The sequence below is a fragment of the Pseudarthrobacter sp. WHRI 8279 genome, from assembly GCF_040224115.2.
In the GTDB taxonomy this organism is placed as follows: Bacteria; Actinomycetota; Actinomycetes; order Actinomycetales; family Micrococcaceae; genus Arthrobacter.
In genome coordinates this window covers 1,170,308-1,183,121 of the sequence record NZ_CP168162.1, presented here as the reverse complement: position 1 = coordinate 1,183,121, position 12,814 = coordinate 1,170,308, and the positions used below count along the sequence as shown (strand labels likewise).

General features: G+C 65.1%; 11 protein-coding genes. 7 read left to right on the top strand and 4 right to left on the bottom strand.

The genetic code is table 11. The features are described 5' to 3' along the window. Nucleotides 1-81: 81 nt before the first annotated feature. Nucleotides 82-2,034: a M13-type metalloendopeptidase gene (locus ABRP28_RS05280; RefSeq protein WP_350003227.1), complete on the bottom strand. Its 1,953-nt coding sequence runs from the start codon at nucleotides 2,032-2,034 to the stop codon at nucleotides 82-84. A 253-nt stretch (nucleotides 2,035-2,287) separates the two neighbouring features. Between ABRP28_RS05280 and leuA the strand changes: the two genes are divergently transcribed. From leuA to ABRP28_RS05265, 3 genes are all read left to right on the top strand, one after another. Further along, nucleotides 2,288-4,027, top strand: coding sequence for a 2-isopropylmalate synthase (gene leuA / locus ABRP28_RS05275; RefSeq protein WP_350003229.1), 1,740 nt, complete (start codon nucleotides 2,288-2,290; stop codon nucleotides 4,025-4,027). Nucleotides 4,028-4,115: 88 nt separating this feature from the next. Next, nucleotides 4,116-4,868, top strand: a complete 753-nt coding sequence (recO, locus tag ABRP28_RS05270) for a DNA repair protein RecO (RefSeq protein WP_350003230.1) — start codon at nucleotides 4,116-4,118, stop codon at nucleotides 4,866-4,868. A 2-nt stretch (nucleotides 4,869-4,870) separates the two neighbouring features. Next, complete coding sequence (locus ABRP28_RS05265) at nucleotides 4,871-5,698, top strand: isoprenyl transferase (RefSeq protein ID WP_350003232.1); 828 nt, start codon at nucleotides 4,871-4,873, stop codon at nucleotides 5,696-5,698. 58 nt (nucleotides 5,699-5,756) lie between these two features. Here the strand turns inward: ABRP28_RS05265 and ABRP28_RS05260 are convergent, their stop codons facing one another. Both ABRP28_RS05260 and ABRP28_RS05255 read right to left on the bottom strand, forming a co-directional pair. Next, complete coding sequence (locus tag ABRP28_RS05260; protein WP_350003233.1) at nucleotides 5,757-6,788, bottom strand: alpha/beta hydrolase; 1,032 nt, start codon at nucleotides 6,786-6,788, stop codon at nucleotides 5,757-5,759. Further along, the gene (locus ABRP28_RS05255; protein ID WP_350003235.1) at nucleotides 6,785-7,786 is read right to left on the bottom strand and encodes an alpha/beta hydrolase; all 1,002 of its coding nucleotides are present in this window, start codon (nucleotides 7,784-7,786) and stop codon (nucleotides 6,785-6,787) included. The genes ABRP28_RS05260 and ABRP28_RS05255 overlap by 4 nt, the downstream gene beginning before the upstream one ends. Before the next feature lie 74 nt (nucleotides 7,787-7,860). Here ABRP28_RS05255 and ABRP28_RS05250 point away from each other — a divergent pair, with 74 nt between their 5' ends. Further along, entirely contained in the window at nucleotides 7,861-8,931 is a 1,071-nt protein-coding gene (locus tag ABRP28_RS05250) for a quinone-dependent dihydroorotate dehydrogenase (protein ID WP_350003236.1), read from the top strand. A 93-nt stretch (nucleotides 8,932-9,024) separates the two neighbouring features. Here ABRP28_RS05250 and ABRP28_RS05245 read toward each other — a convergent pair whose 3' ends face one another. Beyond that, the gene (locus ABRP28_RS05245; protein ID WP_350003238.1) at nucleotides 9,025-9,627 is read right to left on the bottom strand and encodes a DUF3043 domain-containing protein; all 603 of its coding nucleotides are present in this window, start codon (nucleotides 9,625-9,627) and stop codon (nucleotides 9,025-9,027) included. Between the two features lie 93 nt (nucleotides 9,628-9,720). On the opposite strand from ABRP28_RS05245, the gene ABRP28_RS05240 reads away from it, so the two are divergent. The 3 genes from ABRP28_RS05240 to coxB all read left to right on the top strand — a co-directional run bounded on the left by ABRP28_RS05240 (nucleotide 9,721) and on the right by coxB (nucleotide 12,806). Next, nucleotides 9,721-11,163, top strand: coding sequence for a dipeptidase (locus ABRP28_RS05240; RefSeq protein ID WP_350003240.1), 1,443 nt, complete (start codon nucleotides 9,721-9,723; stop codon nucleotides 11,161-11,163). 194 nt (nucleotides 11,164-11,357) lie between these two features. After that, nucleotides 11,358-11,747 carry an iron-sulfur cluster assembly accessory protein gene (locus ABRP28_RS05235; RefSeq protein WP_188808880.1) on the top strand — a complete coding sequence of 130 codons (390 nt, stop codon included), beginning with the start codon at nucleotides 11,358-11,360 and terminating at the stop codon, nucleotides 11,745-11,747. A gap of 186 nt (nucleotides 11,748-11,933) precedes the next feature. After that, entirely contained in the window at nucleotides 11,934-12,806 is an 873-nt protein-coding gene (gene coxB / locus ABRP28_RS05230) for a cytochrome c oxidase subunit II (protein ID WP_231454292.1), read from the top strand. The last annotated feature ends 8 nt before the right edge of the window (nucleotides 12,807-12,814 follow it).

The following is a 12,814-nucleotide window of genomic DNA, read 5'->3' as shown; positions in this document are numbered from 1 at the left end:
AAACAGCGCCAGGAGAGCGTTGGTAAACGACATAAAGCGGGGCCCACCGGTTCAATTCGGTGGGCCCCGCTTTACGTCGTGCTACCAGATGCTGACGCGTTCCTCCGGCGGCATCCACATGCCGTCCTGTTCGGTGACCTCAAAGGCCTCGTGGAAGGCATCCAGGTTTTTCGCGATGGCGTTGGTGCGGAACTCGTTGGGGGAGTGCGGGTCCGTTGCGAGCCGGCGGACGGCTTCCTCGGGCCGGATGACCTGGCGCCAGCCGGCCGCCCAGGACGCGAAGAAGCGCTGTTCCCCGGTGAGGCCGTCCAGCACGTCCGGTTCCTTCCCGTCGAGGCTGATCCGGTACGCCTTGTAGGCGATCGCCAAGCCAGCCAGGTCGCCAATGTTCTCACCGAGGGTGAGGCGTCCGTTGACGGTATGCCCGGGGGCTGCGTAGGGGGAAAGGGCATCGTACTGTGCCACCAGCTTCGAGGTCAGCTTTTCGAACGCCTCCCGGTCCTCTTCCGTCCACCAGTTCCGGAGGGCGCCGCCGCCGTCGAACTGGGAGCCCTGGTCATCAAACCCATGGCCGATCTCGTGCCCGATGACCGCGCCGATTCCGCCGTAGTTCACGGCGTCATCGGCATCCGCTGTGAAGAACGGCGGCTGCAGGATCGCGGCAGGGAACACAATCTCGTTCATCATGGGGTGGTAGTAAGCGTTGACCGTCTGCGGTGTCATCAGCCACTTGTTGCGGTCCACCGGCTTGCCTACCTCGTCAAGGTGCCTGTCGACGTCGGCATTGTGTGCCCGCTCAACGTTGCCCAAAAGGTCGGTGGGATCGATCTCGACGGCGGAGTAGTCGATCCACTGGTCCGGGTAGCCGATCTTGGCCCGGAAGCCCTCCAGCTTCCGCAGGGCCTCGGCCTTCGTGGCGTCACCCATCCAGCCGACGGCACTGATGCTCTGGCGGTATGCCTCAGTGAGGTTGGCAACGAGTGCCTGCATCCTGGCTTTGTGGGTCTCGGGGAAATGCCGGGCCACGTAGATCTGCCCCACGGCCTCTCCCAAAGCGGCCTCGACGACGCCCACCCCGCGCTTCCAGCGGTCCTTGTTGCGGGGCGTGCCGCTGATGGTGGTGCCGTAGAAGGCGAAGTTGGCGTCCACGACATTCGAGGAAAGGTACGGCGCCGCCGCGCTGACCACCCGCATCGCCAGCCATTCCTGCCAGTGGGCCAGCGGCTCGGACCCGAGGAGGGCAGCGGCGCCTTCAAAAAACGGAGGCGTGCTCATGACGATCTCCTGCCGCTTGCCGGCATCGATGCCGGCGGCCTCAAACCAGGTGGACAGGAGCGGGAACAGTGTTGAGGCCTCGTCCGCCGTCTTCAGGTTGTACGTCTTTTGCGGATTCCGAAGGGTGACGTTGTCCCAATGGTGGGACGCGAGCTTGGTCTCCAGTGCCACCACGCGCCCGGCGGCTGCGCCGGCATCAACAACGCCGGCCAGGCCGAGCATCGTCTTCACGTGCGCGGCATAGGCGGTAACCATCGGAGCGAACTTTTCTTCCCGGTAGTAGGACTCATCGGGAAGCCCAAGGCCACCCTGCCCGGTGTACAGGAGGATCCGGTCGGGGTTACCCGCATCCGGCGCTGGGTAGATGTAGAAGAGACCGCCGACATCGGCACGGAACAACCGCCCTGCAAGCGCCACAAGTTCTTCCACAGTGTTGGTGGCGAAGACCTCGGCAAGGCGCTGGCGGATCGGCTCAAGGCCCTTCGCTTCTACGGCGGCCTCGTCCATGAAGCTGTTGTAGAGGTCCCCGATTTTCCGTTCGATCCCGTTGGCGGCCCCGCCCTTTGCTGCCGCTTCTTCGATAATGTCGCGGACAGCGATCTCCGAACCGTCCCGGAGGGCGGTGAACGTGCCCTCGAGCGGCCGGTCATCGGGAATTTCGGTGGCTTTCAACCATGCGCCGTTAACGTGCTGGTAAAGGTCATCCTGCGGCCGGACCGTGTGATCAATGGTGGACAGGTCGATCCCCGAAATGGGCACTGAAACTCCTTCTTATGGAGAGCGGCGGCAGGAAACACAGCGCGCGGCGTCTGCATGGTGGACTTTACTGACGGTAGTGCCCTTTCATCTTACGCACCCGTGTTACTCTCAAAAGGTGCGTGCAGAGCTCCTTCTTCTTAGCTGCCGCGGCGAGGCCTCAGACGCGATCTAGCGCAAGGCCCACCCTCGCTGCGGAGTTTGTGTTGCCCGGCCACCCTTTCAACGTAGAACCACAGAAAAGGCCCCGATAGTAATGCGAAACGCACAGAAGCCCTCAGGAATGCCTGCCCACCGCTACACGCTGTTCCAGGACCAGATCAAGGTTGAACTGCCGGACCGCACCTGGCCGGACAAGGTCATTACCAAGGCCCCCCGCTGGTGCGCAGTGGACCTCCGCGACGGCAACCAGGCCCTGATCGATCCGATGAGCCCGGCGCGCAAGATGAAGATGTTCGATCTGCTGGTCCGCATGGGCTACAAGGAGATCGAGGTCGGGTTCCCCTCCGCCTCGCAGACGGACTTCGACTTTGTCCGCCAGCTGATTGAGGGCAACCACATCCCGGACGACGTCACCATCCAGGTCCTGACCCAGGCCCGGGAGCACCTGATCGAGCGCACCTACGAGTCGCTGGTCGGCGCCAAGCAGGCCATCGTCCACCTCTACAACTCCACCTCCGTTCTGCAGCGCCGCGTTGTCTTCAACCAGGATGAGGACGGAATCCTGGACATCGCGCTCCAGGGTGCCCGGCTGTGCAGGAAGTACGAGGAAACCCTCGCGGACACGCACGTGACCTACGAGTACTCCCCGGAGTCCTTCACCGGCACGGAGCTGGAATATGCGGTGCGGGTCTGCAACGCCGTCGCCGACGTTTTCGAAGCCTCCGCGGACCGCCAGGTCATCATCAACCTGCCCGCCACCGTGGAAATGGCAACGCCGAACGTCTACGCGGACTCCATCGAGTGGATGAGCCGCCACCTGCACCCGCGCGAAGGCATCATCCTCTCCCTGCACCCCCACAATGACCGTGGAACGGGCGTCGCCGCCGCCGAGCTGGGCTACATGGCCGGAGCGGACCGGATTGAAGGCTGCCTCTTCGGCAATGGCGAGCGGACCGGCAACGTGGACCTGGTGACCCTTGGCCTGAACCTCTTCGTGCAGGGCATCGACCCCATGATCGACTTCTCCAATATCGACGACGTCCGCCGGACCGTTGAGTACTGCAACCAGCTGCCCGTGCCGGAGCGTTCACCGTACGGCGGCGACCTCGTGTTCACGGCGTTCTCCGGTTCCCACCAGGACGCCATCAAGAAGGGCTTCGAAGCCCTTGAGCGGGACGCCGCAGCCGCAGGCAAGGACGTTGCCGATTTCACCTGGCAGGTGCCGTACCTGCCGGTTGATCCAAAGGATCTGGGCCGCAGCTACGAGGCCGTCATCCGGGTCAACTCGCAGTCCGGCAAGGGGGGCGTTGCCTACCTGCTCAAGAATGAGCACAGCCTGGACCTGCCGCGCCGTGCCCAGATCGAATTCTCCGGTGTTATACAGAAGCGCACGGACACGGTGGGCGGCGAAGTCAGCGGTGCCCAGCTGTGGCAGGTCTTCCAGGACGAGTACCTGCCCTCAGGCAAGACGGACGGCCAGTGGGGCCAATATTCCCTCGGCTCGGTCAAGACAGAAACGGACGACGACGGCGGGATGACGCTTCACGCGTCCCTCACCATTGACGGGGCACAGGTCAGCCGGACGGGCACCGGCAACGGTCCCATCGCTGCGCTGTTGAGCATCCTGCGGGAAGACGGCGTGGATGTCCGGGTCCTGGACTACAGCGAGCATGCACTCTCCGAGGGCGGCAATGCCATGGCAGCCGCCTACGTCGAATGCGCCGTGGGGGAGCGCGTGCTCTGGGGTGTCGGCATCGACGCCAACACCAGCATGTCCTCCCTGAAGGCGGTCATCTCCGCCGTGAACCGCGCCATCCGGGACGCCCAGGCCTGACCCCCACACTGCCGTGCCGCAGGAAGCTGCCGGCGGCACGGCGGCACGCGGCACGGCTGGGCCGGCAAAGAATGGGAAGATAAAAGGCGTGGCCCAACACTCTTTCGCCTCCCGCGCATACCGGGACGACGCCGTCGTGCTGCGTACCCACAAGCTGGGTGAGGCGGACCGGATCATCACCCTGCTGACCAAGCACCATGGCCAGGTCCGGGCTGTCGCGAAGGGGGTGCGCCGCACCAGCAGCCGGTTCGGGGCGCGCCTGGAACCCTTTATGGTGGCGGACCTCCAGCTTGTGTCCGGCAAAACGCTGGACATCGTGACCCAGGCCGTGGCCAAAGGGGCGTACGGGGGAAACATCGCCGCGGACTACGGCCGTTACACGGTGGCCGCCGCCATGACCGAAACGGCCGAGAAACTGACGGACGTGGACGGCGAGGCCGGAACAGCACAGTACAACCTGCTGGTGGGTGCGTTGGCTTCACTCAGCAGGGATGAACATGCCGCCGGCCTGATCCTTGACTCCTACCTTCTCCGGGCCCTGGCCACCGGCGGCTGGGCACCCAGCTTCACGGACTGCGCCCGGTGCGGCATGCCGGGCCCCCACAGCGCCTTTTCCGCTCCGCTGGGAGGAATGGTCTGCAGCGCATGCAGGCCCCCTGGCTCGCCGGCTCCGGCGGCGGAGACGGTGGTCCTGCTGGCGGCGCTGCTGACCGGGGACTGGACAACGGCGGACGGCTCCCTTCCGCTGCACCGGAAAGAAGCCGCCGGCCTGGTGGCCGCATACCTGCAATGGCACCTCGAACGGGTGCTGAAGTCCCTCAAACATGTGGAGCGTAGCTGACAGTGGCACTCGGGAAGAAGAACACCGCCTCACGGAAGCGCACCCACCCGGTGGTTGCCCCGTATCCGCACCCCTCGGGCGCCGTGGCGCCCTCCATCCCCGCGGAGTTCATTCCCCGCCATGTTGCGATCGTGATGGACGGAAACGGCCGCTGGGCAAACCAGCGCGGCCTGCCGAGGATTGAAGGGCACAAGGCCGGGGAGCCCGCCCTGCTGGACGTGATGGCAGGGGCCATCGAGCTGGGCATCGAGTACGTCAGCGTGTATGCCTTCTCCACCGAGAATTGGCGCCGGTCACCGGAAGAAGTCCGTTTCCTGATGGGATTTAACAAGGATGTGCTGCGTCGGCAACGGAACCAGCTCGATGATTGGGGAGTCCGGGTACGGTGGTCTGGACGGCGGCCACGGCTGTGGGGCTCGGTCATCCGCGAGCTTGAGGAAGCAGAGGAGTTCACAGCGGGCAACAGCACCTGCACGTTGACCATGTGTGTTAATTACGGCGGCCGGGCAGAGATCACGGATGCCGTTTCCGCCATTGCTGCGGAGGTGGCTGCCGGCAGGCTGAAGCCCGGCGCCATTACCGAGCGGACCATCCAGAAGTACCTTGACGAGCCGGACCTGCCGGACGTGGACCTGTTCCTCCGCAGCTCCGGGGAGCAGCGGCTGTCCAACTTCCTGCTCTGGCAGTCCGCGTACGCAGAGTTCGTGTTCATGGATACCCTGTGGCCCGAGGTGGACCGCCGGACGCTTTGGGCCGCCGTTGAGGAATACGCCCGGCGTGACCGCCGCTATGGCGGTGCCGTGGATGCGGCCGCACCGGTTGGGTCCTGATTCCCGGGTCCACTGGTCAAGGTAAGCCCTTGAAACGGCAGGGCCCTGCCGGCACCCGTCAGGTTGAGTACGCCCTGAGCCACGCTGCCAGGTCACGGCAGGCTTCCTCCCGCACCGCGCGGCGGGACAGGAATACGTCGTGGATGGCGCCCGGATAGCGGAAGACGGCCACCCGCCGTCCCAAGCGCAGCGCACGGTGGGCCGTTTCCTCGACGTCGATCACGGCGTCGGCCTCCATCATCTCCGCGGACCACTCGATCTGGATGCGCGTGCGGTTCGAGAGCAGGACGAGCGCCGGGGCCCTGATGTCCAGCCTGCGCTCCACCGCGGCATGGCCGGCAAGGACCGCTTTGGCCCAGCCAGCCCTGATGGGAAATGATGCCCTGGGACGCCACCGGGGGTCGAAGTGCCATTCGCCGTGGGCCTCGTCGCTGACGCTTTGCCAGTATCCGGGCATCTCCGGGAGCCACAAGGGACGGCGGGGGTCGGCCCTGGACAGCGGATCCACCAGGTGCATGGCAATGGTGCGGATGATACTGCTGCCCTGCAGTTCCAGCCACGGGGCGTTCAGGATCAGGGTGCCCAGTGCCGTCGGGTTCCGGTCAGCCCACAGTGCCGTGATGAGCCCGCCCAGGGAATGGGCCAGAACGTGGACGGTAGGTTCAACCCCCGGCCCCAGGAGTTCGGTGACGTCTTCCCTGATCGCCGCGAGGGCGGCGGCCAGGTCCTCGTCATAGACAGCCAGATCTTCGGTGAAACCCGGCGTCTGCCAAGGGCGGAGGCTGCGGCCGAACTTGCGCAGGTCCACGGCGTAAAAGGGGAACCCTGCGTCGGTCAGGTACTCTGCCACGTCCGCCTGGAAGAAGTAGTCAGCCCAGCCGTGGACGTAGAGGACCACGTTGATGGCGGGCCGCCCTGCCGTCGCCGGTATAGGCCCCGGCCGCGTGGCGCCGCAACGGACGAGGGTCGCACAGACGTCGCCCTCGTCATCCGGGGCAAGGGGAAGGACCCGCTGCTCGAAGCGCGGGCCCAGGATGTCGGCCGTCCACAGAGCCTCATCCGTCTCCCTGCCCACCTGTGTGCCGCTCATTCGCTGTCCCGGCTGCCGGATGGTTCCGGTTCCTCGTCCCCATAGGCCCGAAGCCAGCGCGCCAGCCTGGCGTAGGCGTCCGCGCGCACGGCGGCGGGGGAGAGGAACACGTCATGCAAGGCGCCGTCAATCCGCTCCACGGTGACGGTGCGGCCCAGGGTCAGGGCGCGGGCGGCAATGATGTTGACGTCGAGGACGGCGTCCGTCCGCCGCATCTCTTCAGACCAGAAGAGCCCGTTGGCGCTGCCGCTGGACAGCAGGACAAGGATGGGCACCTCGATGTTGAGGCCCCGCGCCACCCGTGCGTGCCCGGCCAGCACGGCACTGAGCCATCCCGCCCGCACCGGAAAGGCCATGGGGGGACGGTAGCGGTCATCCAGCGTCCACTCGCCGTCGGCCGAACTGCTGATGGTGCGCCAATAGAAGCCACGCTCCGGTAGCCGGAGCACTGCCTCAGGGCGGAACCGGGCCACGGGACCCACCATCCCCGCCGTTGCACGGCGTACCAATGAACTGCCGTGCATCTCAAGCCAAGGACTGTTCAGCACCAGGCGTGACACCCTGCCGGGATGCCGGCTTGCCCAAAGCACGGCCACCAGCCCTCCCGTCGAATGCCCCATCAGGGTCAAGGACGGGTCCGCCCCGTCCTGGCCGATCAGCCCGCACGCGGTGTCGATTTCGGCGTCATAATCCCCAAGGTCCGAGACATACCCGCCCGGTGATTCCGGACGCAGGCTTCGGCCATGGTTGTGCATGTCCAGCGCGTAAAAGTCGTATCCGGCAGACGACCAAAAGCGCGCCAGGTCCACATTGAAGAAATAGTCACTCCAGCCATGCAGGAAAAGGACCACCCTGCGGCGCGCGGATGAGGCGGGCAAACTCTTCAGGGCAGGTCGGAAGCGGACAAGGGTGGCCGTGCGTTCCACGCCGTCCGGACCCCTGGCCTGGAAGGCGTGCGACTCGAAGTCCCCGCCCAGGATGTCCTTCTGCCACTCCATGGCTTTATGCTAATCCGCTCCCAGTTCGGCCGGCTCATTTTGGTCTGGGCCCTCCGAGACGGAAAACTAGAGGCATGCGCGTTTACCCCACATTCTTCAGGCTTGCCTTTTCATGGATGGACGCCGAGCGCGCCCACAAAATCGGGTTCAAGGCCATCAGGCTCGCGCACCGTACCGGCGCGGGAAAAGTCCTGGAAAAGCTGACTGCGCCCGCACCATCCCTCCAGACCACGGCATTCGGCCTAACGTTCCCGTCCCCGTTCGGGCTTGCTGCCGGGTTCGACAAGGAAGGGCACGGCATCGAGGCGTTGACCGAACTCGGGTTCGGCCACGTGGAGGTGGGTACCATCACCGGCCAGGCCCAACCCGGCAACGAGAAGCCGCGGCTCTTCCGCCTGGTCCAGGACCGCGCCGTCATCAACCGGATGGGGTTCAACAACGACGGCGCAACGGCTGTGGCCCCGCGCCTCAAGGCTGCCCGTGCCGCACTGCAGCGCCGGCACCCGGACGTGCGCCCGGTCATCGGTGTCAATATCGGCAAGACCAAAGCAGTTGAATTGGCCGACGCCGTTGGTGACTATCTTGTGAGTGCCCGCAGCCTTGCGCCCGCCGCCGATTACCTGGTGGTCAACGTAAGCTCGCCCAACACTCCCGGACTGCGCCTGCTCCAGGATGTGGAGTCGCTCCGGCCCCTGCTGGCCGCCGTGGGTGAAGAAGCTGACCGGGCTGCCGGGCGCCACGTGCCCCTGCTTGTGAAGATCGCACCGGATCTCAGCGACGAGGATATCGACGACGTCGCCCGCCTCGCGCTCGACCTCAAGCTGGATGGCATTATCGCCACCAACACAACCATCGCCCGGGACGGGCTGGCTTCGCCGGCGGAGCAGGTTGAGAAGTGCGGTGCGGGCGGGCTTTCCGGTGCCCCGCTGAAGCAGCGTTCCCTTGCCGTGCTGCGCAGGCTCAAGGATGTCACCGGCGACGCCCTTACCCTGGTGGCAGTGGGTGGCGTGGAAACAGCTCAGGACGTCCAGGACAGGCTCGACGCCGGAGCAACCCTGGTCCAGGGCTACACTGCGTTCCTTTACGAAGGACCCTTTTGGGCGGCGGGCATCAACCGGGAACTCGCGAAGAAGCGCCGGCCCTGACTGATGGAACTCGGCGCCCCTGCGCCCTCCTTTTAAACGCGAAACCCCGGCGGATCAACCGCCGGGGTTTCGCGTTAATGGAACCTCTGCCGGTCAGGCTGGGTACTGCCCGCGCTTGACCTGGGGCTTGGGAAGGCGGAGTTTGCGGAACTGCAGGGAGCGCATGGAGCCGTACCAGACGGTTCCGCGCTCCACCTCGCCGAATTTGGCAGTCAGACGCTTGCGGAGCTGGCGGGACAGGATGAACACGTCCACGAAGACGGCCAGGAACATCACCCAGAATCCGCCCAGCACATAGATCATCATGTCGCTCGAAGCCGGGACCACCAGGGACACCAGCACGAAAACCAGGGCGCCGAACATCAGGTATTCACCCAGGCTGAAGCGGGCGTCGACAAAATCACGGGCAAAGCGTTTCTGCGGGCCCTTGTCGCGCAGGGGCAGGAACTTCTCGTCGCCGGTATCCAGCGCCTGGCGCATCTTGAGGCGCTGGTCCTGGATGGCCTGGCGCTCGGCAGCCTTCGATGCCTTGCGGTCTTCCGGGACCAGCGGGCGCCTGCGGGCTGCTTCCTGTGCCTTGCGGGTGGGAGTCGGGGCCCCCTTGCCGCTCAATTGGTTGGCCCGCGCCGCGGCCTCTGCAGCCTGTTGGTCTACTGTTTGCTGCGCCGAGGGCGCTTCCTTTTTACGTCCGAACACCTGAACAGAATACCTTGCGGCGGGCTGCGGATTTGATGCCTGGCCATCGCCGCGCCCCGCAGCGGCGGATGTGACGCGGGTAATGTTTTGGCCATGACTTCATCGCCCACGGCCATGCCGCAGAATCCCAGTGCCCGCCCATCCCCGGGCTTTGCCGGAAACAGCTCGACGGACGATCTCCGTACCGCCATCGACGCGTCCTTCGGCCAAACCCTTGAACAGCTCAAAGAGCTGGTCGCCATCCCCGGCATTGCGTGGCCAAGCTTCGACCGCGAACCCCTGGAACGCAGTGCCGAAGCCGTAGCGGACCTGCTGCGCGGCGTTGGCCTGGACAATGTGCAGATCCTGGCCTGCGACAAGCCGGACGGCACCCCGGGCGGCCCCGCCGTCGTCGCACGCAGGCCCGCCGCGGACGGCAGGCCGACGGTCCTCCTGTACGCCCACCACGACGTCCAACCCACGGGGGACACCGGCCTGTGGGAGACCGATCCGTTCACCGCCGTCGAGAAGGACGGGCGCCTGTACGGCCGGGGCGCAGCGGATGACAAAGCCGGAATCATGGCACACGTTGCCGCCTACGCGGCAGTTTCGGAGGTGCTCGGCAGCGCACTCGGCCTGGGCGTGACGTTCTTTTTTGAAGGCGAGGAAGAAGCGGGATCCCCCACCTTCCGGTCATTCCTGGAGGAAAACCGTGAGCTGCTGCGCGCCGATGTCATCGTGGTGGCCGATTCGAGCAACTGGAAGGTGGGCGTTCCCGCGTTGACCACCAGCCTTCGGGGCCTGGTTGACGGGACCATCGAAGTCCAGGTCCTTGAGCACGCCGTCCACTCGGGCATGTACGGCGGTCCCGTGCTGGATGCGCCCACCCTGCTGTCCCGCCTTATCGCCACGCTTCACGATGACCGGGGCAACGTTGCAATCGAGGGCCTGGTGGCCAAGGACACCGCCGCCGTGGACCTTCCGGAGGAGGATTACCGGGCTGACGCATCCGTGCTCGACGGCGTCCGGCTGGCGGGCTCGGGCAGCATCGCCTCGCGGCTCTGGACCAAGCCCGCCCTGTCCATCATCGGGTTTGACGCTCCGTCGGTGGACGAAGCCTCGAATACCCTGCTGCCACGCGCGCGGGCGAAGTTCAGCCTGCGGCTGGCGCCTGGACAGGTCCCCGCCGAGGCAATGGATGCCGTGCGCAGGCATGTGGAGGCGAATGCCCCGTTCGGTGCAAGGGTGACATTCACGCCGGGGGAGAGCGGAAACGCGTTCCTGACCGACACCTCATCGCCTGCGGCTTCACTGGCGATGTGGGCGCTGGGGGAGGCCTGGGGAGTACCGGCCGTGGAGACCGGCATAGGTGGTTCCATCCCCTTCATCGCAGACCTGACGGAACTGTATCCGGACGTGCACATCTTGGTGACGGGTGTGGAGGATCCGGACTCCCGCGCGCACAGCGCCAACGAATCCCTGCACCTTGGCGACTTCCGCAAAGCCATCCTGGCCGAGGCGCTGCTCCTCGCCCGGATCAATGAGCAGGGGCTCTAAGCTCTCCGCCGGCCGGGGCTGCCGGGACCAAATTAAGGGCTTTCCCCGGGAACAAGGAGGGACCACCCATGGTTACGTCAGGAGTTAGAGCTACACGTCCGCCCCGCGTAGCATGTAGCTATAGCCCATACCGAAACCGTAGGGGCAGGCACCGCCAGCGCGGCGCCGCCAGACCGTCCTAAGAAGGTAGGCCAATGAGCACCGCAACAAATGAGAACAGCACCGGTACCACCAGCACGGCCAGTGAAGAACTGCCCGTCCACGAGGTCAAACTGACCGACGTCGCAGCAGGCAAGGTGCGCAGCCTTCTCGAGCAGGAAGGCCGTACGGACCTGCGCCTCCGGGTTGCCGTGCAGCCCGGCGGCTGCTCCGGGCTGATCTACCAGTTGTACTTCGATGAGCGGCTCCTGGACGGAGACGCAGTCCGGGACTACGACGGCGTCGAAGTTGTTGTGGACAAGATGAGCGTTCCGTACCTGAGCGGTGCGTCCATTGACTTTGAGGACACCATCTCCAAGCAAGGGTTCACCATCGATAACCCGAACGCCGGCGGCTCCTGCGCCTGTGGGGATTCGTTCCACTAAGCCGGTTATTTCGCCCGATGCCGGCGCCGGGCCACCTGCCGAAAATAACGGTATGGGGGCGCGGCGCCGACATGTGGGCGAAACGCCCGGCGGAGCGGTAAGCTCTACACCGAGTAGTAAAACTTTTAGTGTGCCCGGGGCGGCCGAGTCTTCCCGGACAGCAGCAACAAGTAGGAAGGGCCGTCTGTGAGTTCGCAGAACCGAACCGGCAGCCGACGCAAAACGATCACAACGATCTCAAGCTTGGCAATTGCCGGCGCGTTGGTTTTGACCGGATGTTCGCCAGAGGTAGAGAAAGGGTGGCTGCCCACGGAACGTGGCACCACCAGCAACACCGACCGCATCATGGACCTCTGGGTCAACTCATGGATTGCCGCCCTGGTTGTGGGCATCATTACCTGGGGCCTGATCGTTTGGTGCCTGGTCGCTTACCGCCGCCGCAAAGGCACCGTCGGGTTCCCGCGGCAGACCAGCTTCAACCTCCCCCTGGAAGTCTTTTACCTGACCATCCCGCTGTTCATGGTTGTGGTGTTCTTCTACTTCACCGACCGCGACCAGCAGGCCATCGATAACCGCTCCGAGCCGGCCGACGTCGTTGTTGACGTCCGCGGCAAGCAGTGGGCCTGGGACTTCAACTACAAGGCCGGCGACGTCATTGAAGAGGACGTCTACGAAGCCGGCGTGCAGACGAACCTCACCGGAAACACCATTGACATGGAGCAGCTCCCCACGCTGTACCTGCCGGTGAACAAGTCCGTTGACCTCGAGCTCAACGCACGCGACGTGATCCACTCCTTCTGGGTTCCCGCCTTCCTGCAGAAGCGCGACATGATCCCGGGCAAGACCAACTACATCAGGTTCACCCCCACCAAAGAGGGCACCTACGACGGCAAGTGTGCCGAACTTTGCGGCGAGTACCACTCCGAAATGCTGTTCCGCGTCAAGGTGGTGTCGGAATCCGAATTCCAGGCCCACATGGACGAACTGCGCGAAGCAGGCAACACGGGTCTCCTCGGCAATGAGTACGACCGCAACCCGAACGTGAACGAAATTAAGTAAGGGGAGCG

Bases quoted from the DNA above. Each gene is read 5' to 3' on its own strand.
- leuA (WP_350003229.1), top strand. From the start codon at position 2,288: ATGCGAAACGCACAGAAGCCCTCAGGAATGCCTGCCCACCGCTACACG.
- ABRP28_RS05260 (WP_350003233.1), bottom strand. From the start codon at position 6,788: ATGAGCGGCACACAGGTGGGCAGGGAGACGGATGAGGCTCTGTGGACG.
- ABRP28_RS05255 (WP_350003235.1), bottom strand. From the start codon at position 7,786: ATGGAGTGGCAGAAGGACATCCTGGGCGGGGACTTCGAGTCGCACGCC.
- ABRP28_RS05250 (WP_350003236.1), top strand. From the start codon at position 7,861: ATGCGCGTTTACCCCACATTCTTCAGGCTTGCCTTTTCATGGATGGAC.
- ABRP28_RS05240 (WP_350003240.1), top strand. From the start codon at position 9,721: ATGACTTCATCGCCCACGGCCATGCCGCAGAATCCCAGTGCCCGCCCA.
- ABRP28_RS05235 (WP_188808880.1), top strand. From the start codon at position 11,358: ATGAGCACCGCAACAAATGAGAACAGCACCGGTACCACCAGCACGGCC.